The 23,018-nt window shown below is 60.2% G+C and carries 20 protein-coding genes; 6 read left to right on the top strand and 14 right to left on the bottom strand.

Annotated elements, in window-relative coordinates:
• Positions 1-203 precede the first annotated feature (203 nt).
• On the bottom strand, positions 204-2,543 hold the full coding sequence (gene arcB, locus ACJ8OK_RS19765; RefSeq protein ID WP_015379167.1) for an aerobic respiration two-component sensor histidine kinase ArcB: 2,340 nt from the start codon (positions 2,541-2,543) through the stop codon (positions 204-206).
• 92 nt (positions 2,544-2,635) lie between these two features.
• A complete protein-coding gene (locus tag ACJ8OK_RS19760; RefSeq protein WP_085337182.1) occupies positions 2,636-3,574 on the bottom strand; it encodes a TIGR01212 family radical SAM protein in 939 nt (312 codons plus the stop codon).
• Between the two features lie 691 nt (positions 3,575-4,265).
• On the opposite strand from ACJ8OK_RS19760, the gene gltB reads away from it, so the two are divergent.
• The 3 genes from gltB to ACJ8OK_RS19745 all read left to right on the top strand — a co-directional run bounded on the left by gltB (position 4,266) and on the right by ACJ8OK_RS19745 (position 10,803).
• The gene (gltB, locus tag ACJ8OK_RS19755; protein WP_015379169.1) at positions 4,266-8,726 is read left to right on the top strand and encodes a glutamate synthase large subunit; all 4,461 of its coding nucleotides are present in this window, start codon (positions 4,266-4,268) and stop codon (positions 8,724-8,726) included.
• A 14-nt stretch (positions 8,727-8,740) separates the two neighbouring features.
• Positions 8,741-10,159: a glutamate synthase small subunit gene (locus tag ACJ8OK_RS19750; protein ID WP_015379170.1), complete on the top strand. Its 1,419-nt coding sequence runs from the start codon at positions 8,741-8,743 to the stop codon at positions 10,157-10,159.
• 164 nt (positions 10,160-10,323) lie between these two features.
• A complete protein-coding gene (locus ACJ8OK_RS19745; RefSeq protein ID WP_033632018.1) occupies positions 10,324-10,803 on the top strand; it encodes a hypothetical protein in 480 nt (159 codons plus the stop codon).
• 64 nt (positions 10,804-10,867) lie between these two features.
• Here ACJ8OK_RS19745 and sspB read toward each other — a convergent pair whose 3' ends face one another.
• From sspB to zapE, 5 genes are all read right to left on the bottom strand, one after another.
• Positions 10,868-11,368 carry a ClpXP protease specificity-enhancing factor gene (gene sspB, locus ACJ8OK_RS19740; protein ID WP_004937084.1) on the bottom strand — a complete coding sequence of 167 codons (501 nt, stop codon included), beginning with the start codon at positions 11,366-11,368 and terminating at the stop codon, positions 10,868-10,870.
• Between the two features lie 5 nt (positions 11,369-11,373).
• The gene (sspA, locus tag ACJ8OK_RS19735) at positions 11,374-12,015 is read right to left on the bottom strand and encodes a stringent starvation protein SspA (RefSeq protein WP_004937082.1); all 642 of its coding nucleotides are present in this window, start codon (positions 12,013-12,015) and stop codon (positions 11,374-11,376) included.
• Positions 12,016-12,340: 325 nt separating this feature from the next.
• A complete protein-coding gene (gene rpsI / locus ACJ8OK_RS19730; protein WP_004937080.1) occupies positions 12,341-12,733 on the bottom strand; it encodes a 30S ribosomal protein S9 in 393 nt (130 codons plus the stop codon).
• 15 nt (positions 12,734-12,748) lie between these two features.
• Positions 12,749-13,177, bottom strand: coding sequence for a 50S ribosomal protein L13 (gene rplM, locus ACJ8OK_RS19725; protein WP_004937079.1), 429 nt, complete (start codon positions 13,175-13,177; stop codon positions 12,749-12,751).
• 264 nt (positions 13,178-13,441) lie between these two features.
• Complete coding sequence (zapE, locus tag ACJ8OK_RS19720) at positions 13,442-14,569, bottom strand: cell division protein ZapE (protein WP_442530868.1); 1,128 nt, start codon at positions 14,567-14,569, stop codon at positions 13,442-13,444.
• A 231-nt stretch (positions 14,570-14,800) separates the two neighbouring features.
• Here zapE and zapG point away from each other — a divergent pair, with 231 nt between their 5' ends.
• The 3 genes from zapG (at position 14,801) to degS (ending at position 17,900) form a co-directional block, all read left to right on the top strand.
• On the top strand, positions 14,801-15,202 hold the full coding sequence (zapG, locus tag ACJ8OK_RS19715) for a Z-ring associated protein ZapG (protein WP_004937074.1): 402 nt from the start codon (positions 14,801-14,803) through the stop codon (positions 15,200-15,202).
• Positions 15,203-15,382: 180 nt separating this feature from the next.
• Positions 15,383-16,753 (top strand): serine endoprotease DegQ, encoded by a 1,371-nt coding sequence (gene degQ / locus ACJ8OK_RS19710; RefSeq protein WP_004937072.1) that lies wholly within the window; start codon positions 15,383-15,385, stop codon positions 16,751-16,753.
• Positions 16,754-16,841: 88 nt separating this feature from the next.
• Positions 16,842-17,900 carry an outer membrane-stress sensor serine endopeptidase DegS gene (gene degS, locus ACJ8OK_RS19705; protein ID WP_004937070.1) on the top strand — a complete coding sequence of 353 codons (1,059 nt, stop codon included), beginning with the start codon at positions 16,842-16,844 and terminating at the stop codon, positions 17,898-17,900.
• 71 nt (positions 17,901-17,971) lie between these two features.
• On the opposite strand, the gene murA is transcribed toward degS, so the two are convergent.
• The 7 genes from murA to mlaF form a co-directional block, all read right to left on the bottom strand.
• Positions 17,972-19,231, bottom strand: a complete 1,260-nt coding sequence (gene murA, locus ACJ8OK_RS19700; RefSeq protein WP_004937068.1) for a UDP-N-acetylglucosamine 1-carboxyvinyltransferase — start codon at positions 19,229-19,231, stop codon at positions 17,972-17,974.
• Positions 19,232-19,286: 55 nt separating this feature from the next.
• Positions 19,287-19,541 (bottom strand): BolA family iron metabolism protein IbaG, encoded by a 255-nt coding sequence (gene ibaG / locus ACJ8OK_RS19695; RefSeq protein ID WP_004937066.1) that lies wholly within the window; start codon positions 19,539-19,541, stop codon positions 19,287-19,289.
• 140 nt (positions 19,542-19,681) lie between these two features.
• Entirely contained in the window at positions 19,682-19,984 is a 303-nt protein-coding gene (gene mlaB, locus ACJ8OK_RS19690; protein WP_004937064.1) for a lipid asymmetry maintenance protein MlaB, read from the bottom strand.
• The gene (mlaC, locus tag ACJ8OK_RS19685) at positions 19,984-20,613 is read right to left on the bottom strand and encodes a phospholipid-binding protein MlaC (RefSeq protein ID WP_004937063.1); all 630 of its coding nucleotides are present in this window, start codon (positions 20,611-20,613) and stop codon (positions 19,984-19,986) included. Before mlaC ends, mlaB begins: the two co-directional genes overlap by 1 nt.
• 14 nt (positions 20,614-20,627) lie before the next feature.
• Positions 20,628-21,176: an outer membrane lipid asymmetry maintenance protein MlaD gene (mlaD, locus tag ACJ8OK_RS19680; protein ID WP_004937061.1), complete on the bottom strand. Its 549-nt coding sequence runs from the start codon at positions 21,174-21,176 to the stop codon at positions 20,628-20,630.
• Positions 21,177-21,180: 4 nt separating this feature from the next.
• Positions 21,181-21,963: a lipid asymmetry maintenance ABC transporter permease subunit MlaE gene (gene mlaE, locus ACJ8OK_RS19675; protein ID WP_004937059.1), complete on the bottom strand. Its 783-nt coding sequence runs from the start codon at positions 21,961-21,963 to the stop codon at positions 21,181-21,183.
• Positions 21,964-21,967: 4 nt separating this feature from the next.
• On the bottom strand, positions 21,968-22,783 hold the full coding sequence (gene mlaF, locus ACJ8OK_RS19670) for a phospholipid ABC transporter ATP-binding protein MlaF (RefSeq protein WP_004937055.1): 816 nt from the start codon (positions 22,781-22,783) through the stop codon (positions 21,968-21,970).
• Positions 22,784-23,018 lie beyond the last annotated feature (235 nt).

Raw genomic sequence — 23,018 nt, 5'->3', positions numbered from 1 at the left:
GTGCTCGGAGTTGACAAACACTAATCTACATCACACATTTTAATGAATCTTCTAACAAGAGCGCTTACATTTGCTATGTTGTTGGCTGTATGATGTTTAGGAATTCGCAACAACCTGCTCGACCAGAACACTGAAACCAATACGCAGGTTCACAATTTCCCTGGTGTTGGCGCAATATTCGCGCACCCCGGCTTAGGTCGGGGTCATTTTTTTTCAGCGTTCTCAACCCAAGCCCGCAGTACCTGCACGTCGTTGCGCCACTCTTGTTTCAGCTCATCCACCCAATCCTGCACGTTATCCCACCAGGCCGGCAGCGTCGGCGTTTGAATCTGCTGCGCCAGCTGCTGCAGATGGCGCAGACCGACCGAACCGGCGGCGCCCTTGATCTTATGCCCTTCCTCAGTGATGCCTTTCTGATCGCGCGCCGTCATGTTGGAGTCCAGCACCGCCAGATAGCCCGGCATCATCTGTTCGAACATCTCCAGACTTTGGTGGATCAGCTGCGGGCCAACCAGATCCATGTACTGTTCCAGCATCGCGGTATCGAGTAACGACTCATTAATCTGCATCGCCTTGTGCTCCGTTTTCTTTGAAGTGTGAGAAGGTTGATGATCCCAATAGTGTTTGATGACCTTGGTCAGCGCCGGCACCGACAGCGGCTTGCTCAGCACATCGTCCATGCCCGCCTCGAGATACTCTTTTTTGTCTTTCAGCACGTTGGCGGTCAGGGCCACCAGCGGCGGCAGCGCCTGCCCGGCATAGCGCTCGCGCAGCGCCCGGGCGATGTCCAGCCCGGTCATGTCCGGCAGTTGGATGTCCAGCAGCACCAGATCGAACTCGTCCGGATCGAACATCGCCAGCGCGTCGTGGCCGTTCATCGCCACGTCGACGCTGTTGCCCAGCTTCTCCAGCACCGAGCGCGCCACGATCACGTTCAGTTCGATATCTTCCACCAGCAGGATGTGCAGCGCCGGCAACGGCAGCGCCTCTTCCTCCGGCGCCGCGCTGACGGCTTCCTGCACCGCCGGCGCCTTGATGGTTAAGGTAAAGCAAGAACCGTGCCCTTGTTCGCTGCGCACGGTGATGTCGCCGCCCATGCTCTGCGCCAGCCGCTTGGAGACCGCCAGCCCGATGCCGGTGCCGGTGGCCGGGCGGCCGCCGCGCTGATCTTTCACCTGGTAATACATGGCGAAGATCTTGTCCTGCTCGTCCTGCGGGATGCCCATGCCCGAATCTTCCACCTCGAACACCAGCTTCTCCTGCGCCTCGCGCCGCACGCGCACCACAATTTGCCCCTGCTGGGTAAATTTCACCGCGTTGCCGATCAGATTCCACAGGATCTGCCGCAGGCGGGTGCCGTCGGTCACGATCTGCTGCGGCAGCGGCGTCTGCGGCTCCATGACGAACTGCAGCCCTTTCGGCTGCGCCAGCAGGCCCGAGAGGTTCTCCAAATCCGCCAGGAAACCGGTGAAGTCCACCGGCTGGTTGTCGAGCTGCACCTTGCGCCGCTCGAGCTTGTCCATTTCGATAATGTCGTTGAAGATATTGCCGAGGGTGATGGCGCTGACGTGGATGGTCTTCAGGTATTTCAGCTGCTCGTCGTTCAGCTCGGTATCGAGCAGAATGCGGCTCAGGCCGACGATGCCGTTAAGCGGCGTACGCAACTCGTGGCTGATGGTGGAGATAAAGGTAGTCTTCTCCCTGCTGGCGTTCTCCAGCGCGTCCTGGTAGCGCTTACGCTCGGTAATATCGCGGCCGAAGCCCATCAGCCCGTGGCGTTTACCCACCCGGTCGTAAAACGGCACCTTGCGCAGCTCGAAACAGGCCTTGCGGCCGTCGGGATACACCAGCCACTGTTCGTAGGTCAGCGAAACGTTGTGGCGGAACACTTTCTCGTCGGTCTCAATGACCTTTTCAGCGATCTCCTGGCCGTAGACGTCGAACGGCGTCAGGCCGATCAATTGCTTCTCGCTCTTGCCGGTCAACAGCTCCATCGCGCGGTTGCAGCCGGAAAATTCTTTGTCTTCGTTGCGGTAGTAGACCAGATCCGGCGAGGCATCGAGGAAGGAACGCAACAGCGCCGATTGCTGGCCCAGCTCAATCTGCGCCTGCTCGCGCTGTTCCATCTCTTCGGTCAGCTTTTCCATCACCTGCAGGCGCTCTTCTTCCGCCTTGATACGGTCGGCGATCTCCTGATTCAGCTGGCTGATATTGTCTTTGAGCTGCTGATTGAGCTCCAGATCGCGGTGGCGCATCTCTTCCAGCTTGTCCACCAGCCGCGCCAGCCGTTGGCGCGACTCTTCCAACTGTTCCACCACCACCGAGAGAAAATAGACCGCCCACGGGGTGATCAACAGGCCGAAGAAGATCGAACGCACCACGTCGATGCTTTCCACTTCGCCGCGCAGCAGCATGGTCACCGCCATCTGCACCACCATCGCCAGCACCACCAGCGCCGAGGCCAGCAGCAGCGAGAAGCGCACCAACCCCAGTTTCACCATTAAATCAACGTAGTACTGGGCCAACACCCGGATTTGCTTCATAGCGGCTCCCATCAGACACAATCTTTTGAATCATACCGTAAAACAGCGGTGAGATAAGGCGGCAAACGCCGAAGTGTGGCAAAGATTGCACTTCAGAGCGGCATGCCAGGGCGGTAGCGCCGCTTTTCATCCAGCGCGCTGCCCTGCCCGCCGTGCCGTTGCAGATAAGCGCCGACCGCCTGCATGCCGCTCCAGCGGTTTTCGCACCACAGCGGCGCCAGCAGCGTCGGCCGCCGGGCGCTGGCGGAAAGACGGTGGTACACCACGTCCCCCGGCGTATGGCGGATCATCTCCCCGGCGCTGGCGGCGTAATCCTCCAGCGCCAGTTCGGGCAACCGCCCGGCCTGCCACGCCCGCGCCAGGGTACTGCCGGTGACGACGTGCAGCGGGTGCAGCTTGATGCCATCCACGCCGGTCTCCGTCACCCGCTGCAGCGTGAGCAGATGATCGCGCTGGGTTTCTCCCGGCAGCCCGACGATCAGATGGCAGCACACCTTCAGCCCGCGCTGCCGGGCCAGCCGCGCAGTCTGCTGATAACAGCGAAAATCATGGCCGCGGTTGATGCGCTTCAGCGTTTTATCGTGCGCCGTCTGCAGCCCCAGCTCCAGCCACACCTCATAGCCTTGCTCGCGGTATCCCGTCAGCAGATCCAGCGCGGCGGCCGGCACGCAGTCCGGCCGGGTGCCGACGCACAGGCCGACCATGGCGCTCTGCGCCAACGCCTGCCGATACATCGCCTCCAGCCGTTCAACCTCCGCATAGGTGCTGGTATAGGCCTGGAAATAGGCCAGATAGCGCCGCGCCCGATCGACCCGCGCGGCCTGCTGCGCCAGCTGTTCGGCGATGCTCTGGCGCTGCATCGCCTCATCGGCGAACGAGGCGACGTTGCAGAACGTACAGCCGCCGCGCCCCAACGTGCCGTCGCGGTTAGGGCAGCCGAATCCGCCGTGCAGCGTGAGTTTATGGATCTTTTCGCCATAGCGGCGCTGGAGATCCGCGCCAAACATATTGACTAATTGCGGCAACTGCATAATCTTGGTGGTTCTCTGTGTTCAAAGCCGCGATGCTAATAAGAAACGGCTTTTCCCGCGATGACAGAGATCAACGCTTTCCCCGCAAGGCGCCACCAAGCATAACTATTCATCATAAATGCAAATCAATTCACTATAATTCTGATGAATTATTCTAATCGTCACGCAACCGTTAACGGCAATATGACAACACGGTGAAAAATAGTCATAAACATCAGCCAAGCAATATCTTATAGAATAAAATTCTGACATTACCCCCCGCACTAGCATGGTGCAGAGATTAAGGGGTTGCACTATAGTGAGACAGCTCACACTTCTGAGTGGATCGGCGTTGCCCCATGATAGTGCAAAAATGCATTAAAACACTTACTTTTCAAATAAATAAACATCATCAATTCGATAAGAATCTATCTTAAGCCCACATTTGACCTGCGAATTCTTTCTCGCTAAGTTGGAAGTCCGCTGGAAGCTTTCTGGACGGGCAAACGTCTCGTCATATTTATGCAGTAATTGAAGACTCCCTCTTAAAACAAGTCCTATACCACTTGTGAGACCGTCACGAGAGGCCATTGATGGAGGGCGGAAAAGCAGATTGGCGGGGTTAACTTGCTGATTGGACTTCTGCCTGAAATTGGGAAGCCCCCTCGCAGTAGGTTGTGAGAGTCACGCAGAGCCTGGGGAGGTTCACGATATGTTGTACGATAAATCCCAAGAGAGGGACAACTGTGGTTTCGGCCTGATCGCCCACATAGAAGGCGAACCTAGCCACAAGGTGGTGCGCACCGCCATTCACGCGCTGGCCCGCATGCAGCACCGCGGCGCGATCCTCGCCGACGGCAAGACCGGCGACGGCTGCGGCCTGTTGCTGCAAAAACCCGATCGCTTCTTCCGCATGGTGGCGGAAGAGCGCGGCTGGCGTTTGGCCAAAAACTACGCCGTCGGCATGATGTTCCTCAGCCAGAATGAAGAGGAAGCGCGCCTCAGCCGCCGCATCGTGGAAGAAGAGCTGCAAAACGAAACGCTGTCGATCGTTGGCTGGCGTGAAGTGCCGACCAACCCGGACGTGCTGGGTGAAATCGCCCTCTCCTCCCTGCCGCGCATCGAGCAAATCTTCGTTAACGCCCCGGCCGGCTGGCGCCCGCGCGATATGGAGCGCCGCCTGTTCGTGGCGCGCCGCCGCATCGAGAAACGGGTGCAGGATGACAGTTTCTACGTCTGCAGCTTCTCCAACCTGGTGACGATCTATAAAGGCCTGTGCATGCCTGCGGATCTGCCGCGCTTCTATCTCGATCTGGCGGACCTGCGCCTGGAATCGGCCATTTGCCTGTTCCACCAGCGCTTTTCCACCAACACCGTGCCGCGCTGGCCGCTGGCTCAGCCGTTCCGCTACCTGGCGCACAACGGCGAAATCAACACCATCACCGGCAACCGCCAGTGGGCGCGCGCCCGTACCTATAAATTCCAAACGCCGCTGATCCCGGATCTGCAGGCCGCCGCACCGTTCGTCAACGAAACCGGCTCCGACTCCAGCTCGCTGGACAACATGCTGGAGCTGCTGCTGGCGGGCGGGATGGATCTCATCCGCGCCATGCGCCTGCTGGTGCCGCCGGCCTGGCAGAACAACCCGGACATGGACGGCGATCTGCGCGCCTTCTTCGACTTCAACTCGATGCACATGGAGCCGTGGGACGGCCCGGCCGGCATCGTGATGTCCGACGGCCGCTACGCCGCCTGTAACCTCGATCGCAACGGCCTGCGGCCGGCGCGCTATGTGATCACCAAAGACAAGCTGATCACCTGCGCCTCCGAAGTCGGCATCTGGGATTACCAGCCGGATGAAGTGGTGGAAAAAGGCCGCGTCGGCCCCGGCGAGCTGATGGTGATCGACACCCGCAGCGGCCGCATCCTGCACTCGGCGGAAACCGACAACGATCTGAAAAGCCGCCACCCGTATAAAGAGTGGATGGAGAAAAACGTCAAACGCCTGGTGCCGTTCGAAGATCTGCCGGACGATCAGGTCGGCAGCCGCGAGCTCGACGACGCGCAGCTCGAAACCTACCAGAAACAGTTCGGCTACAGCAGCGAAGAGCTGGATCAGGTGATCCGCGTGCTGGGCGAGATTGGCCAGGAAGCCACCGGCTCGATGGGCGACGATACCCCGTTCGCCGTGCTCTCCAGCCGGCCGCGCATCGTTTACGACTACTTCCGCCAGCAGTTCGCGCAGGTCACCAACCCGCCGATCGATCCGCTGCGCGAAGCGCACGTCATGTCGCTGGCCACCAGCATCGGCCGTGAAATGAACGTGTTCTGCGAAGCCGAAGGCCAGGCGCACCGCCTGAGCTTCAAATCGCCGATCCTGCTGTACTCCGATTTCAAACAGCTCACCACGCTGGAAGGCGAATATTATCGCGCCGAGACGCTCGATCTGACCTTCGACCCGCAACAGCAGGATCTGGAGCAGACCATTCGCGCCCTGTGCGACGAAGCGGAACGCAAGGTGCGCGAAGGCGCGGTGCTGTTGGTGCTGTCCGACCGCGCCATCGCGCCCGGCCGCCTGCCGGTACCGGCCCCGATGGCCGTTGGCGCCGTGCAAACCCGGCTGGTGGAGAAAAGCCTGCGCTGCGACGCCAACCTGATCGTTGAAACCGCCAGCGCCCGCGATCCGCACCACTTCGCCGTGCTGCTCGGCTTCGGCGCGACCGCCATCTACCCGTATCTGGCCTATGAAACCCTGGCCAAGCTGGTGGACAGCCAGGCGATCGACAAGAAATACCGCGACGTGATGCTGAACTACCGCAACGGCATCAACAAAGGCCTGTACAAGATCATGTCCAAGATGGGCATTTCGACCATCGCCTCTTACCGCTGTTCCAAGCTGTTCGAAGCGGTCGGCCTGCACCGCGATCTGGCGGACCTGTGCTTCCAGGGCGTGGTCAGCCGCATCGGCGGCGCCAGCTTCAGCGACTTCCAGCAGGATCTGCAGAACCTCTCCAAGCGCGCCTGGCTGAAACGCAAACCGCTGGAGCAAGGCGGCCTGCTGAAGTTCGTGCACGGCGGCGAATACCACGCCTACAACCCGGACGTGGTGAACTCGCTGCAAAAAGCGGTGCACAGCGGCGAGTACAGCGACTACCAGGCCTACGCCAAGCTGGTGAACGAGCGGCCGGTCGCCATGCTGCGCGATCTGCTGGCCATTACGCCGAAAGGTGAACCGATCCCGGTCGATCAGGTCGAGCCGGCGGAGTCGCTGTTCAAACGCTTCGACACCGCGGCGATGTCGATCGGCGCGTTGAGCCCGGAAGCGCACGAGTCGCTGGCGATCGCCATGAACGGCCTCGGCGGCTTCTCCAACTCCGGCGAAGGCGGCGAAGATCCGGCGCGCTACCGCACCAACAAGGTGTCGCGCATCAAACAGGTGGCCTCCGGCCGCTTCGGCGTCACGCCGGCCTACCTGGTGAACGCCGACGTGATCCAGATTAAGGTGGCGCAAGGCGCCAAGCCGGGCGAAGGCGGCCAGTTGCCGGGCGACAAAGTCACCCCGTACATCGCCAGGCTGCGTTACTCGGTGCCGGGCGTGACGCTGATCTCCCCGCCGCCGCACCACGACATCTACTCGATCGAAGATCTGGCGCAGCTGATCTTCGATCTGAAGCAGGTCAACCCGAAGGCGGTGATCTCGGTGAAACTGGTGTCCGAGCCGGGCGTTGGCACCATCGCCACCGGCGTGGCGAAAGCCTATGCCGATCTGATCACCATCGCCGGTTACGACGGCGGCACCGGCGCCAGCCCGCTGTCCTCGGTGAAATATGCCGGCTGCCCATGGGAACTGGGCCTGGTGGAAACCCAGCAGGCGCTGGTGGCCAACGGCCTGCGCCACAAGATCCGCCTGCAGGTGGACGGCGGCCTGAAAACCGGCGTGGACATCGTCAAAGCGGCGATCCTGGGCGCGGAAAGCTTCGGCTTCGGCACCGGGCCGATGGTGGCGCTGGGCTGCAAATACCTGCGCATCTGCCACCTCAACAACTGCGCGACCGGCGTTGCGACTCAGGACGACAAGCTGCGCCGCGATCATTACCACGGCCTGCCGGAACGCGTGACGAATTACTTCCAGTTTATCGCGCGTGAGACCCGCGAGATCATGGCCCAGCTGGGCGTGAGCCAACTGGTGGATCTGATCGGCCGCACCGAATTCCTGACCGAGCTGGACGGCATTTCCGCCAAGCAGAACAAGCTGGATCTGTCGCCGTTGCTGACAACCGCCACGCCGCATCCGGGCAAAGCGGTGTACTGTACCGAAAGCAGCAACCCGGCGTTCGACAAGGGTCTGCTGAACAAAGAGTTGCTGGCGCAGGCGCAGCCGTACATCGAAGCGAAGCAGGGTAAAACCTTCTACTTCGACATTCGCAACACCGACCGCTCCGTGGGCGCCATGCTGTCCGGCGCGATCGCCAACGTACACGGCGATCAGGGGATGGCAGGCGATCCGATCAAGGCGCACTTCTCCGGCACCGCCGGGCAGAGCTTCGGCGTCTGGAACGCCGGCGGCGTCGAGCTGACCCTGACCGGCGACGCCAACGACTATGTCGGCAAAGGCATGGCCGGCGGCAGCATCGCGGTGCGTCCGCCGATCGGCTCCGCCTTCCGCAGCCATGAAGCCAGCATCGTCGGCAACACCTGCCTGTACGGCGCCACCGGCGGCAAGCTGTTCGCCGCCGGCCGCGCGGGCGAACGCTTCGCGGTGCGCAACTCCGGCGCCATCACCGTGGTGGAAGGCATCGGCGACAACGGCTGCGAATACATGACCGGCGGCATCGTCTGCGTGCTGGGTAAAACCGGCATCAACTTCGGTGCCGGCATGACCGGCGGCTTCGCCTACGTGCTGGACGAAGACGGCGAGTTCCGCAAGCGCGTGAACCCGGAGCTGGTGGAAGTGCTGGATGTCGATCAGCTGGCGATCCATGAGGAGCACCTGCGCGGCCTGATCACCGAACACGTGCAGGCGACCGGCTCTTCCCGCGCGGAAGAGATCCTGGCCAACTGGCCGGAGTGGGCGCCGAAGTTCGCCCTGGTCAAACCGAAGTCCAGCGATGTCAAAGCGCTGTTGGGTCACCGTAGCCGTTCCGCAGCCGAGCTGCGGGTGCAGGCGCAGTAAGAGGTAGGTCATTAATGAGCCAGAACGTTTATCAATTTATCGACCTGCAGCGTGTTGATCCGCCAAAGAAACCGCTGAAGATCCGCAAAATCGAGTTCGTCGAGATCTACGAACCGTTTTCGGAAACCCAGGCCAAGGCCCAGGCGGACCGCTGTCTGTCCTGCGGCAACCCGTACTGCGAGTGGAAGTGCCCGGTGCACAACTACATCCCGAACTGGCTGAAACTGGCCAACGAAGGCCGCATCATGGAAGCGGCGGACCTGGCGCATCAGACCAACAGCCTGCCGGAAGTGTGCGGCCGCGTATGCCCGCAGGATCGCCTGTGCGAAGGCTCCTGCACCCTGAACGACGAGTTCGGTGCGGTCACCATCGGCAATATCGAGCGCTACATCAGCGATAAGGCCATCGAAATGGGCTGGAAGCCGGACATGTCGCACGTGCAGCCGACCGGCAAGCGCGTGGCGATCGTCGGTGCCGGCCCCGCCGGGCTGGCCTGCGCCGACGTGCTGACCCGCAATGGCGTCAAGGCGGTCGTATACGATCGTCATCCGGAGATCGGCGGCCTGCTGACCTTCGGCATCCCGGCTTTCAAGCTGGAAAAGGAAGTGATGGTCAAACGCCGCGGCATCTTCAGCGAGATGGGCATCGAGTTCCAGTTGAACACCGAAGTGGGTAAAGACGTCAGCATGGAGACCTTGCTGAGCGAGTACGATGCGGTGTTCCTCGGCGTCGGCACCTATCAGTCGATGCGCGGCGGCCTGGAGAATGAGGAGGCGCAGGGCGTGTACGACGCGCTGCCGTTCCTGATCGCCAACACCAAGCAGCTGATGGGGTATGAAACCGAGCAGCACGAGCCTTACGTCAGCATGGAAGGCAAACGGGTGGTGGTGCTGGGCGGCGGCGATACCGCCATGGACTGCGTGCGTACCTCGGTGCGTCAGGGCGCAACGCAGGTCATCTGCGCCTACCGCCGCGACGAAGCCAACATGCCGGGCTCCAAGCGCGAAGTGAAGAACGCCCGGGAAGAAGGGGTGGACTTCCAGTTCAACCTGCAGCCGCTGAGCATCGAACTGAACAGCGCCGGCCGCGTGGCCGGAGTGAAAATGGTGCGCACTCAGCTGGGCGCGCCGGATGCCAACGGCCGTCAGACGGCGGAGCAGGTGCCGGGTTCCGAACACGTGATCGACGCGGACGCGGTGGTGATGGCGTTCGGTTTCCGCCCACACCGCATGGACTGGCTGGCGGCGCACGACGTGCAGCTGGATAAACAGGGCCGCATCCTGGCGCCGGAAGGCAGCGACAACGCATTCCAGACCAGCAACCCGAAAATCTTCGCCGGTGGCGACGCGGTCCGTGGCTCCGACCTGGTGGTGACGGCGATCGCCGAAGGCCGCAAAGCGGCAGACGGCATCATGAACTACCTGGAAGTGTAAACCTTCCGTACCGCCAAAGGCCCGGCACATTGCCGGGCCTTTGTTTTAATCGGCCACGCTTTGTAACAACCTCCCCGCTCCTCACCGCCTCAACGCGCTATAGTATTGAGTTAGCACCATTGCGGGGCGCGGCTGCGCCTGACACCGAGATAAGGATAGCGAACATGAAATGCTCCATTTCCCTGTTGGCCGGCGCGCTGCTGGCCGTCAGTTTCAGCGCTTCAGCCATGGCGCTGGATTCGCAGGAGGTTGGTTACAATATCGAAGCGCGCGGCGCACGGCCGGTCGTGGCGCAGTTGGGCAAGGCCGGGCAGTTCGGCGCCGTGGAAAACAGCATCCGGCTGGGGGACGACAGCTGGATTGCCCTGGCGCCCAAGTTGGCCGGCGGCGGCAATGCCGGCTTTACCGCCGGCATCAAATCGGCCCTCGCCGCAGCCCTGATCTACAATCCGGCGGCGGTGTTGCAGGCGCTCAACAAAGGCAACGATCTGCCGCTCAATGACATTTGTACCGCCCCGCCGGAAGTGCAAGGCGATACCGCCATCACCAATTTCCGTGAGCGCGCAACCCACGCCCTATCTACCGTACGCGTAGGCGATCTCAGCGCGCCGCGCGACGCCTGCATTGCCGCGTTGAAAGGCTGACCCGCTTCTGCCGGGCAAAAAAAAAGCACCCCCATGGGGTGCTTTTTCTTTTGTTCTCACGGGGTTATTTCACCACGCGCAGCGCCGGGCGGCCACCGCGCGGCGGCTGCGGCGGTTCGTCATCCGGACCGTTGTCTTCCGCGGTATCCGGGCGATCGCCGTCGATCACTGACATCAGGGTTTCCGAAGGGATCGTCTCATTGTCCAGACCTTCGAACACGCCTTCGCTCTCGTCGTAGGCGGCTTCCGGTTCGAACATCGTGCCGGCGCCGTTTTCACGCGCATAGATCGCCAGCACGGCGGCCATCGGCACCGAAACCTGACGCGGCACGCCGCCGAAGCGCGCGTTGAACTGCACGTCTTCGTTACCCAACGCCAGGTTGCCTACCGCGCGCGGCGCGATATTCAGCACGATCTGGCCGTCACGCGCGAACTCCATCGGCACCTGCACGTCCGGGCGAGTCACGTCGACCACCAGGTGCGGCGTCAGTTGGTTATCCAGCAGCCAGTCGTAGAACGCCCGCAGCAGATACGGGCGACGCGGCGTCATCTGAGACATGTCCATCGCGCTTAGCCCCGGGTCTGCAGGCGCATTTCACGCTCGGCTTCGGTCAGGGAAGCCAGGAAGGCGTCGCGTTCGAAGACGCGGGTCATGTAGCCTTTCAGCTCTTTGGAACCGGCACCGCTCAATTCGATGCCCAGCTGCGGCAGACGCCACAACAACGGCGCCAGGTAGCAATCCACCAGGCTGAACTCTTCGCTCATGAAATACGGCGCCTGACCGAAGATAGGCGCGATCGCCAGCAACTCTTCGCGCAGTTGGCGACGGGCGGATTCCGCTTCCTGGCCGCTGCTCTTCTCGATCTTGTCCATCAGCGAGTACCAGTTCTTCTCGATGCGCAGCATCATCAGACGGCTCTCACCACGGGCAACCGGGTAAACCGGCATCAGCGGCGGGTGCGGGAAACGCTCATCCAGATATTCCATGATGATGCGGGATTCATACAGGGTCAGTTCGCGATCGACCAGCGTAGGCACCGTCTGGTAAGGGTTGAGGTCAATCAGATCTTGCGGCAGGTTATCCATTTCGACCTGCTCGATCTCGACGCTGACACCTTTCTCCGCCAGTACGATACGTACTTGATGGCTAAAAATGTCGGTCGGGCCAGAGAACAGCGTCATTACCGAACGTTTGTTGGCAGCGACAGCCATGAAAACCTCCAAGTTATCTAGAAAATACTGCGAATAGCCAACTGACAGGCTGCTATCCTGAATAATCTTGCCGCAGGCCGGCAGCACGCAGCGCGACCCGAGCCCATAAAAAACCGGCCCAGGAGGTCAACTGCACGGCGAACAGGCGCAAAAGTGGATGATAGTTTACCAGATTCTGCTTGTTTTGTGGGGGCGGTGCGGCGAATTCATGTTGAATTGTCTGATATGCCACAGATTTTAGTCGGGGACGGCGGATTTCAGGCGTAAAAAAACCCGGTGAAGCACCGGGTTTTTTGCGTAAATCGCACTGCCGAAGCAGCGAAAATTAACGCTTGGAGAACTGCGGACGACGACGTGCTTTACGCAGACCGACTTTCTTACGTTCAACCTGACGAGCGTCACGGGTGACGAAGCCAGCTTTACGCAGTTCAGAACGCAGAGTCTCATCGTATTCCATCAGTGCACGGGTGATACCGTGACGGATAGCGCCAGCTTGACCGGAGATACCACCACCTTTAACGGTGATGTACAGGTCCAGTTTGCCAACCATGTCGACCAGTTCCAGCGGCTGACGAACTACCATGCGGGCAGTTTCGCGACCGAAGTACTGTTCCAGGCTGCGCTGGTTGATAACGATGTTACCGTTGCCCGGCTTGATGAAGACGCGAGCGGCGGAGCTTTTGCGGCGACCAGTGCCGTAGTATTGATTTTCAGCCATTGCCATTAATCCCGATTAAATGTCCAGAACTTGCGGTTGCTGTGCCGCGTGATTGTGCTCGGTGCCCGCGTAAACTTTCAGTTTACGGAACATAGCACGACCCAGCGGGCCCTTTGGCAGCATGCCTTTAACCGCGATTTCAATCACGCGCTCAGGACGGCGGGCAATCATCTCTTCAAAGGTCGCTTGCTTGATACCACCGATGTGGCCGGTGTGGTGGTAGTACACTTTGTCTGTACGCTTGTTGCCGGTTACAGCAACTTTGTCAGCGTTCAGAACGATGATGTAATCACCGGTATCCACGTGCGGGGTGTATTCCGCTTTATGCTTGCCGCGCAGGCGACGAGCCAGTTCAGTAGCGAGACGGCCTAAAGTTTTACCATCTGCATCAACAACGTACCAGTCGCGTTTTACGGTTTCTGGTTTAGCTGTAAAAGTTTTCATTAGAAAGCTTACCCAATAATTAGTTACACGTTGGTGAACACCCAAACGCTCGAAAACAGTTGAGGCTCACACGACCATACAAGTCCAGCAAACCTACCCCTTCGAATAGCCATTGCCGGCACTATAAAGTTTTTGGGAAAAAAAACTTTGTTGTAACGTGGGGTCGCAAGATTATAGAGAAGTCGCTCACAAAGATCGAACGGTTTTTGAATGGAAAATAAATTTATCGCCGGCGGCGGACAACCGGCGATAGGCCCGGCGGGCTCAGGGCAGATGCGGCAGCTTGAGGTACTCTTCGCTCTGCATTTCCTGCAGGCGCGACAGGCAGCGCTGGAATTCAAATTTCAGCTGCACCCCCTGATAGATCTCGAACATCGACGCTTCGGCGCCGATCACCAGCTTGATGTGACGCTCGTAGAATTCATCCACCAACGCCAGGAAACGGCGCGCGGTATTCTCTTTCAGCGGCCCCATCACCCGCACATTATACAGGATCACACTGTGATACAGCCGCGACAGCGCGATGTAGTCCAGCTGGCTGCGCGCCTCTTCGCACAGCGTGTGGAAATCCACCGCCAGCACGCCGTCCACCGAACGGATCGCCTGCAGCGGCCGATGGTTGATCTGCAGCACCGGCGCGTCCTCCCCCGCCTTGCCCGCCAGCTTGACGAACATCCGATCCAGCGCCTCGCGCGTCTGGTCGTTCAGCGGTGTCAGGTAGAGGTGCGCCTGGGTCAGGGTGCGCAGACGATAGTCGATGCCGGCGTCGACGTTCATTACGTCGCAGTACTCGTTGATCAGATCGATGGCCGGCAGGAAACGCGCCCGCTGCAGGCCGTTGCGGTACAGATCGTCCGGCGGGATGTTCGACGTGGCCACCAGCGTGATGCCCCGGGCGAACAGCGCCTGCAGCAGCGTGGCCAGCAGCATGGCGTCGGTGATGTCGGAGACGAAGAACTCGTCGAAGCACAATACGTCGGTCTCGGCCTTGAAGCCGTCGGCGACGATGTCCAGCGGGTTTTCCCGCCCCTGTAACTCGGTCAGCTCTTCATGCACCCGCAGCATGAAGCGGTGGAAGTGCAGGCGCATTTTGCGATCGCCCGGCAGACTGTGGAAGAACATATCCATCAACCAGGTTTTGCCGCGCCCGACGCCGCCCCACATATACAACCCCTGCACCGGGCGCTGCGGCGCCGTGTCGCCGCCCTTGCCCAGCAAACGGCTGAGCTTGCCGCGCAGCCCGCCGGTCGGCGCGCTCGCCGCCGGCTTTTGCAACAGAGCCTGATAAATGCGATCCAGTTGAGTGACGGCCCGGCGTTGAACCTCATCGGCCTGATACTCCCCCGCCTCCAGCGCCTGCTGGTAGCGAGATAACGGTGATAGTGCCTGCATCTGTTCGATGTTCCCTAAGAACGCTTAGAAATTATTTAGCCAACGTTGGCGGCAAGTTGATGCCGATTCGCACCGTTATCGCCACAAATGCCCGCTGCGGGCGCCGCTGAAAACCCTGTAAAAATTAGGTGGAAGCGCATCAGGATTCCACTCGGACAAGGTTAACGGTTATAGTGGATATTATTAAGTGAAAAATCCCTGCGGAACAACGAAGTCAAAATAGGAGTCATCATGACCTGGGAGTATGCGCTGATTGGTTTGGTCGTCGGTATCGTGATTGGTGCGGTGGCGATGCGTTTTGGCAACCGTAAATTACGTCAACAACAAGTCCTGCAGAACGAGCTGGACAAGAGCAAAACCGAGCTGGAAGAGTACCGTCAGGAGCTGGTCGGCCACTTTGCCCGCAGCGCCGAGCTGCTGGACAACATGGCGCGCGATTATCGCCAGCTGTATCAGCACATGGCGAAAAGCTCCAACAACCTGCTGCCGGATCTGCCGATGCAGGAGAACCCGTTCCGCTATCGCCTGACCGAAGCGGAAGCGGACAACGATCAGGCGCCGGTGGAAATGCCGCGCGACTACTCTGAAGGAGCCTCCGGCCTGCTGCGCGGTCAAAGCGCACGCCGCGACTGATATTCCTTCTTCGCCCGCGGGGCCTCCCGCGGGTTTAATCCCGTTTGTGCCATATTGACCTTCCTTCGCATTACCTTTACTGAACTTTGCACGCAAATTCACGGTCTTACCCTTCACTATGACAAGGCGATTGCCTTATCATCAAATTTTCATCGGCAGGTATTGAGAGAGTTATCATCAATGAAGAAAAAGTCGTTAATTCTTAGTGCATTGGCAATGAGCCTCGGTCTGGCGCTCAGCGCCGCACCGGCGGCCAACGCGGCCCTGCCCGTCGCCGTGCAGGGGCAGCCGCTGCCGAGCCTGGCGCCGATGCTGGAAAAAGTCTTGCCCGCCGTCGTGAGCGTGCATGTCGCTGGCACCCAGGTGCAGCGTCAACAGTTGCCGGAAGAGTTCAGACGCTTCTTCGGCCCCAACTTCCCCGGTCAACAGCAGAGTTCCCGCCCGTTTGAGGGGTTGGGCTCCGGCGTGATCATCGACGCCGCCAAGGGCTACGTGCTGACCAACAACCACGTCATCAACAACGCCGATAAAATCCGCGTACAGTTGAACGACGGCCGTGAGCTGGACGCCAAGCTGGTCGGGCGCGATGAACAGTCCGACATCGCCCTGCTGCAGCTCAGCGATACCAAAAACCTGACCGCCATCAAGATGGCCGATTCCGACCAACTGCGCGTCGGCGACTTCGCCGTGGCGGTCGGCAACCCGTTCGGCCTGGGCCAAACCGCCACCTCCGGCATCATCTCGGCGCTGGGCCGCACCGGCCTGAATCTGGAAGGGCTGGAAAACTTCATTCAGACCGACGCCTCCATCAACCGCGGCAACTCCGGTGGCGCGCTGGTTAACCTGAACGGCGAACTGATCGGCATCAATACCGCCATTCTGGCGCCGAGCGGCGGCAACGTCGGCATCGGCTTCGCCATTCCGAGCAATATGGCGCAGAACCTGAGCCAGCAGCTGATCGAATTCGGCGAAGTGAAACGCGGCCTGCTTGGCATCAAGGGCAGTGAAATGACCCCGGACATGGCCAAAGCCTTCAACACCGACGCGCAGCGCGGCGCCTTCGTCAGCGAAGTGTTGCCGAAATCCGCCGCCGCCAAGGCCGGCATCAAAGCCGGGGATATTCTGGTTTCCGTCGACGGCAAACCGGTGAACAGCTTTGCCGAACTGCGCGCCAAGGTCGGCACCACCGCGCCGGGCAAAACCCTCAAGGTAGGCCTGCTGCGCGACGGTAAACCGCAGGAAGTCTCGGTCACGCTGGACAACAGCGAGAGCGCCTCGACCAATGCCGAAACGCTGTCGCCGGCGCTGCAGGGGGTATCCCTCAGCAACGGCGCGCTGCCGAGCGGCGACAAGGGCGTGAAGGTGGAGAACGTGGATAAAGGCTCGACGGCGGCGCAAATCGGCCTGCAAAAAGGCGACGTGATCATCGGCGTCAACCGCCAGCGCGTGGACAGTATCACCGCGCTGCGCAAGGTGCTGGAAGCCAAGCCACCGGTGATGGCGCTCAATATCGTGCGCGGTAACGAAACCATTTATCTGCTGCTGCGTTAATTTGTGCAAAAACCGGGCTCGGTGACATACTGCGCCCGGTTAACTCATGCTATCCTCCGAACATCGTTCACCACACCACGAAAACTCCATGTTTGCTAAGCTCTTGCGTTCTGTCGTTATCGGTCTCATCGTTGCCGGCCTTCTGTTGGCCGCCCTGCCCATGCTGCGCTCTTCCAACGGCCTGTTTGCAGAGAAAACCGAGAATACCAGCGACGAAACGCCGGTGAGCTACAACAAGGCGGTGCGCCGCGCCGCCCCTGCCGTGGTGAACATCTACAACCGCAACCTGAACGGCGCCGCCAACGTGCTGTCGCTCGGTTCCGGCGTGATCATGAACGAACGCGGCTACATCATCACCAACCGCCACGTGATCAAAGACGCTCAGCAGATCACCGTGGTGTTGCAGGATGGCCGCCGCTATGAAGCGCTGCTGGTCGGCTCCGACGGCCTGACCGACCTGGCGGTGCTGAAGATCGATCCCGGCAACCTGCCGGTGATCCCGACCAATAAAAATCGCGTTGCCCACGTCGGCGACGTGGTGCTGGCGATCGGCAACCCCTATAACCTGGGGCAAACCGTGACTCAGGGCATCCTCAGCGCTACCGGGCGCATCAGTATGAGCACCACCGGCCGGCAGACGTTTCTGCAGACCGACGCCTCAATCAACCGCGGCAACTCCGGCGGCGCGCTGGTCAACTCGCTGGGTGAGCTGATCGGTATCAACACCCTGACCTATGACAAAATCACCGACGGCGAAACGCCGGAAGGCCTAGGCTTTGCGATCCCGATCGAACTGGCTACCAAGATCATGGACAAGCTGATCCGCGACGGCCGCGTGATCCGTGGCTATTTCGGCATTCAGGGCAAGGAGATCATTCCGCTGCGCCCCTCCAATTCCGGCATCGATCGCCTGCAGGGCATCATCGTGACCGAAATTACGCCGAACGGCCCGGCGAGCAACGCCGGTTTCCAGATCAACGACATCATCATCAACGTGGATAACAAACCGGCGGTATCCGTGCTGGAAACCATGGACCAGGTGGCGGAGATCAGGCCGGGCACCGAGATACCGGTTATCGTGCTGCGCGACGGCAAACGCATTACGTTGAAAATGACGGTGGGTGAATTCCCGGAAGACAGCAATTAAAAAAGGGCCGGCATTGATAGCCGGCCCTTTGCTATTCATCCTGCCGACGCAGCCGCGCCGGCGCTAATGGCTTACTCGCCTTTCACGCGCTCGATGTTCGCACCCAGCGCACGCAGCTTGTCTTCAATACGCTCATAGCCGCGATCGATGTGATAGATGCGATCGACAACGGTCACGCCGTCGGCGATGCAGCCGGCGATCACCAGGCTGGCGGAAGCGCGCAGATCGGTCGCCATCACCTGAGCGCCGGACAGCTGTTCAACGCCATGGCAGATCACGGTGTTGCTCTCGATCTCCGCGTGTGCGCCCATGCGGATCAGTTCCGGCACGTGCATGAAGCGGTTTTCGAAGATGGTTTCGGTGATAACGCCGGTGCCTTCCGCCACCAGGTTCAGCAGGCTGAACTGGGCCTGCATGTCGGTCGGGAAGCCCGGGTGCGGCGCGGTGCGCACGGTGACCGCTTTCGGGCGCTTGCCGTGCATGTCCAGGCTGATCCAGTCTTCGCCCACTTCGATATCGGCACCGGCTTCGCGCAGCTTGGCCAACACCGCATCCAGCGTGTCCGGACGGGTGTTGCGGCACATCACTTTGCCGCCGGAAACCGCGGCGGCGATCAGGAAGGTGCCGGTCTCGATGCGGTCAGGCAGCACGCGGTACACGCCGCCGCCCAGACGCTCGACGCCCTCGATGGTGATCTTGTCGCTGCCGGCGCCGCTGATCTTCGCGCCCAGCGTGTTGAGGAAGTTGGCGGTATCGACAATTTCCGGCTCACGCGCGGCGTTTTCGATAACGGTGGTGCCGGTCGCCAGGGTCGCGGCGCTCATGATGGTCACGGTCGCGCCCACGCTCACCTTGTCCATGACGATGTGCGCGCCCTTCAGGCGGCCCTCGACGGACGCCTTGACGTAGCCTTCTTCCAGCTTGATCTCGGCACCCAACTGCTCCAGGCCGGTGATGTGCAGATCGACCGGACGCGCGCCAATCGCGCAGCCGCCCGGCAGGGAAACCTGACCGCGGCCGAAACGCGCCACCAGCGGCCCCAACGCCCAAATGGAAGCGCGCATGGTTTTCACCAGATCGTAAGGGGCGCAAAACTCGTTCACGCCGCTGGCGTCCACGAAGACCGAACCGTTGCGCTCAATCTTGGTACCCAACTGGTTGAGTAGTTTAATGGTAGTGTCGATGTCCTTCAGCTTGGGGACATTCTGCAGCTCGACCGGCTCTTCCGCCAACAGGGCGGCGAACAGGATCGGCAGGGCGGCGTTTTTGGCCCCGGAAATAGACACTTCACCGCTCAGGCGGGTCCGACCCTGCACACGAAATTTATCCATCTGACTACTCTCTGTTATCTAATCTGAAGCTGCCCGCCCGGCAGGGCAAACAGCCTTAAAATCCGTTGAGTTTGCGGTCTCGCTGCCACTCTTCAGGGGTGTACGCCTTAATAGACAAGGCATGAATGCGGTTGTCCGCAATGTATTCCATCAGCGGTGCGTAAACCGTCTGCTGTTTTTTGACGCGGCTCATGCCGGCGAACAGTTCACCGACCACGATCGCCTGAAAATGGCTACCGTCGCCCGTCACATGTACTTCATCCAGTGCCAATGCCTGCATCAGCACGTCTTTAATCTCGTTGGTTTCCATAGTATCCAGTTCTGCCGCTAAAGGATCATAAACAGCCTAGTATCTTAGTGGAATACGATGTTTTCTTAAACTAAAGAAAAAGCCCCTGCATAACAGGGGCTTTGTATCGTTTTACCACGCAAGAGCGGCGTAAAACGCCGCTAACCGGCGGTATCGACAGGCATTATCGCCTGCAGGTTGTAGAGCGCGATCAGCGTTTTCAGGCGCTCGGTAGCGCCGAAAATTTTCAGCGCTACGCCGCGTTGGCGCTGCTCTTCCTGCAGATGCAGCAACAGCGCCAGCCCGGCGGAGTCCACGCGCTGCAGTTGCGCCACGTCGATCGCGGTTTTATCCGCCATCAGCGCGGCGCGCTGCCGCCACAGCGGCTGCAGCGTTTCCCGGTCCAGTTCACCGCGCAGGATCAGCGTCTGCCGCTCTGATTCGAAGCTGAGCGCTGCCGACATCAGTTTTTCTTGTCCAGCGTGATAGGCTGCGCGGCGGCGGCCTGCAGCTGCTTGGTCAGGCCGTCGATGCCCTGAGTACGCAGCGTAGACGCCCACTCATTTTGCTTGGTGGTGATCATGCTGACGCCTTCGGCGATCATGTCATACGCCTGCCAGTAGCCGGTTTTGCTGTTCTTGCGCCATTGGAAATCCAGACGCACCGGCGGGCGGCCGCCGTTGTCGATGATGGTGACGCGAATAGCCACGATGTCGGCATTGCCCAGCGGCTGTTCAGGCGCGATCTGGTAAGTCTGGCCGTGATACATCGCCAGCGCCTGGCCGTAAGCCTGCTCCAGGTAAGCCTGGAAGGCGGTGAAGTAAGCTTCGCGCTGCGCAGGCGTTGCCTCTTTGTAGTAACGCCCCAGCACCAGCGCGCCGGCGTATTTCACCTGCACGAACGGCATCAGTTCCTGATGCACGATGGCACGCAGGTAGTTCGGGTCCTGCTTGATCTTCGGCTGTTCGTTCTTCAAACGGCTGAAAGTCTTCTGCGCCGCTTCTTGCATCATGCTGTAGGGATTGGTTTGGTCGGCTGCGCTCGCCAGCGGTGCAACCACCAGCAGAGCCACCATCAGTAAACGTTTAAACATGCAGGTATCCTCTCTTAATGATTTGGAACAGCGGGTTGCGGTGCGGCGCCGGCAGCCGGCTCAGCGGCCGCGTCTCCCGATTTGGCGCTGTCCTGACCGCCGCTTTTATACAGGAACTGGCCGATCAGGTCTTCCAGAACCATGGCTGATTTGGTGTCCTGAATGGTGCCGCCATCTTTCAGGATGGTGGTGCCCATATCAGGATCTTCAAAGCCCACGTTAAGCGCCAGATATTGCTCGCCCAGCAGGCCGGAGGTGCGGATCGCCAGCGAGCTGGTATCCGGGATTTGGTCGTACTTTTTCTGGATATCCAGCGCTACGCGCGGCGTGTAGGTTTTCGAATCGAGTTCGATGTCCGCCACGCGGCCGATCACCACGCCGCCAATTTTCACCGGCGAACGCGGTTTCAGGCCGCCGATGTTGTCGAACGTCGCGTAAATGCGGTAGGTCGGCTCGCTGCCGATCGATTTAAGGTTCGCCACCTGCAGGCAGATAAACACGATGGCGCACAGCGCGATCAGCATAAATGCCCCAACCCAGATTTCACTCTTCTTCGTTTGCATCGAATCAATTCCCAAACATCAGTGCGGTCAGCACGAAATCCAATCCCAACACCGCCAGTGACGAATGCACCACGGTACGCGTCGTCGCCCGGCTAATCCCTTCAGAGGTAGGCACGGCGTCGTACCCATTGAAAATGGCAATCCAGGTTACGGTAATGGCGAATACCACGCTTTTGATCAGGCAGTTGAGCAGATCTTTTTTCCACTCCACGGCGCCCTGCATCGCCGACCAGAAGAAGCCGCTGTCGATGCCCTTCCAGTCCACGCCGACCACCGAACCGCCCCAAATGCCGATCGCCACGAAGATGATGGTCAGCAGCGGCATGCTGATAAGCCCGGCCCAGAAGCGCGGCGCCACGATGCGCCGCAGCGGATCGACCGCCATCATTTCCAGGCTGGAGATCTGCTCCGTCGCCTTCATCAGGCCGATTTCCGCCGTGAGTGCGGAACCGGCGCGGCCGGCGAACAGCAGCGCCGTGACCACCGGCCCCAGCTCGCGCAGCAGCGACAGCGCCACCATCATGCCAAGGCTGGCCTCGGCGCTGTAGGTGGTGAGCACGATATAGCCCTGCAGGCCCAGCACCATGCCGATAAACAGCCCGGAGACCATGATGATCAGCAGCGACTGCACGCCGACGCTGTAGAGCTGTTTCAACAATAGCGGCCACTGCTTGCCGGGTTCCGGCCGGCCAATCAACGCGTTGAACAGCATCAACCCGGCGCGGCCGAAGCTGGCGCTGGTGTTGATGCCACTGCGCCCCAATGACGCTAACGCTCTTAATAACATGAGCTTATTTACTCCCTAAGCCTAGCAGTTCGGTCTGATAATCCCCGGCCGGATAGCGGAACGGCACCGGCCCATCCGCTATACCATCCAGGAACTGGCGCACGCGCGCATCAGGATTGTTCTGCAATTGCTGCGTGGTGCCTTCGGCGATCACCCGGTTGTCGGCCACGATGTAGGCGTAGTCGGCGATGCTCAGCACCTCCGGCACGTCGTGCGACACCACGATGCAGGTAATGCCCAGCGCATGGTTCAGCTCGTCGATCAGCTTGACCAGCACCCCCATGGTGATCGGATCCTGGCCAACGAAGGGTTCGTCGAACATGATCATCTCCGGGTCCAGCGCGATCGCGCGCGCCAACGCCGCCCGGCGCGCCATGCCGCCGGAAAGCTCATTGGGCATCAGCTGGGCCGCGCCGCGCAGCCCCACCGCTTCCAGCTTCATCAGCACCGTACTGCGCAACAAAGGCTCCGGCAGGTTGCTGTGCTCGCGCAGCGGGTAGGCCACGTTTTCGAATACGGTCAAATCGGTAAACAGCGCGCCCGACTGGAACAGCATGCTCATCTTTTTGCGCGCGTCGTATAACTGACGGCGGGACAACGCGGGAATGTTGTCGCCGTCGAACCAAATCTCCCCGCTGTCCGGCGCCAGCTGGCCGCCGATCAGGCGCAGCAGCGTGGTTTTGCCGATGCCTGATGGCCCCATGATCGCCGTGACCTTACCGCGGGGCACCGTCAGGTTGATGTCTTCAAATATCCGTCGGTCGCCGCGCGAGAAGCTCATGTCGCGCACTTCGACCAAATTATCTGCCTTTTGGAGCATGTTAATGGACCCTTTACGACTCATCTTTTGCTGAATCTACCCGTGATGTTAAAGCAATGGGCGCAATCCGTCTCATCTTTACAAAAACTTACTGCCATTTCGCAACCAATGGTGCCATTGGTTTTACTTTTCCGCGCCACCCGGTCAAAATTGGCGCCATAACGAAAAAAAACGAAACTGTTCAACTATTAGCCGGGGAAAACCGTTGCTGCGGCTCAAACGCGCGCAACGGAGG

This window comes from Serratia sp. CY71090, assembly GCF_052166845.1.
Lineage (GTDB): Bacteria > Pseudomonadota > Gammaproteobacteria > Enterobacterales > Enterobacteriaceae > Serratia > Serratia nematodiphila.
Note: the sequence above shows the minus strand (reverse complement) of the source record. Positions and strands in the feature narration are given on the sequence as shown.

What these genes read in the sequence shown, in the direction of transcription:
- arcB (WP_015379167.1), bottom strand. Translation starts at nt 2,543, where the DNA reads ATGAAGCAAATCCGGGTGTTGGCCCAGTACTACGTTGATTTAATGGTG.
- ACJ8OK_RS19760 (WP_085337182.1), bottom strand. Translation starts at nt 3,574, where the DNA reads ATGCAGTTGCCGCAATTAGTCAATATGTTTGGCGCGGATCTCCAGCGC.
- gltB (WP_015379169.1), top strand. Translation starts at nt 4,266, where the DNA reads ATGTTGTACGATAAATCCCAAGAGAGGGACAACTGTGGTTTCGGCCTG.
- ACJ8OK_RS19750 (WP_015379170.1), top strand. Translation starts at nt 8,741, where the DNA reads ATGAGCCAGAACGTTTATCAATTTATCGACCTGCAGCGTGTTGATCCG.
- ACJ8OK_RS19745 (WP_033632018.1), top strand. Translation starts at nt 10,324, where the DNA reads ATGAAATGCTCCATTTCCCTGTTGGCCGGCGCGCTGCTGGCCGTCAGT.
- sspB (WP_004937084.1), bottom strand. Translation starts at nt 11,368, where the DNA reads ATGGACATGTCTCAGATGACGCCGCGTCGCCCGTATCTGCTGCGGGCG.
- sspA (WP_004937082.1), bottom strand. Translation starts at nt 12,015, where the DNA reads ATGGCTGTCGCTGCCAACAAACGTTCGGTAATGACGCTGTTCTCTGGC.
- rpsI (WP_004937080.1), bottom strand. Translation starts at nt 12,733, where the DNA reads ATGGCTGAAAATCAATACTACGGCACTGGTCGCCGCAAAAGCTCCGCC.
- rplM (WP_004937079.1), bottom strand. Translation starts at nt 13,177, where the DNA reads ATGAAAACTTTTACAGCTAAACCAGAAACCGTAAAACGCGACTGGTAC.
- zapE (WP_442530868.1), bottom strand. Translation starts at nt 14,569, where the DNA reads ATGCAGGCACTATCACCGTTATCTCGCTACCAGCAGGCGCTGGAGGCG.
- zapG (WP_004937074.1), top strand. Translation starts at nt 14,801, where the DNA reads ATGACCTGGGAGTATGCGCTGATTGGTTTGGTCGTCGGTATCGTGATT.
- degQ (WP_004937072.1), top strand. Translation starts at nt 15,383, where the DNA reads ATGAAGAAAAAGTCGTTAATTCTTAGTGCATTGGCAATGAGCCTCGGT.
- degS (WP_004937070.1), top strand. Translation starts at nt 16,842, where the DNA reads ATGTTTGCTAAGCTCTTGCGTTCTGTCGTTATCGGTCTCATCGTTGCC.
- murA (WP_004937068.1), bottom strand. Translation starts at nt 19,231, where the DNA reads ATGGATAAATTTCGTGTGCAGGGTCGGACCCGCCTGAGCGGTGAAGTG.
- ibaG (WP_004937066.1), bottom strand. Translation starts at nt 19,541, where the DNA reads ATGGAAACCAACGAGATTAAAGACGTGCTGATGCAGGCATTGGCACTG.
- mlaB (WP_004937064.1), bottom strand. Translation starts at nt 19,984, where the DNA reads ATGTCGGCAGCGCTCAGCTTCGAATCAGAGCGGCAGACGCTGATCCTG.
- mlaC (WP_004937063.1), bottom strand. Translation starts at nt 20,613, where the DNA reads ATGTTTAAACGTTTACTGATGGTGGCTCTGCTGGTGGTTGCACCGCTG.
- mlaD (WP_004937061.1), bottom strand. Translation starts at nt 21,176, where the DNA reads ATGCAAACGAAGAAGAGTGAAATCTGGGTTGGGGCATTTATGCTGATC.
- mlaE (WP_004937059.1), bottom strand. Translation starts at nt 21,963, where the DNA reads ATGTTATTAAGAGCGTTAGCGTCATTGGGGCGCAGTGGCATCAACACC.
- mlaF (WP_004937055.1), bottom strand. Translation starts at nt 22,783, where the DNA reads ATGCTCCAAAAGGCAGATAATTTGGTCGAAGTGCGCGACATGAGCTTC.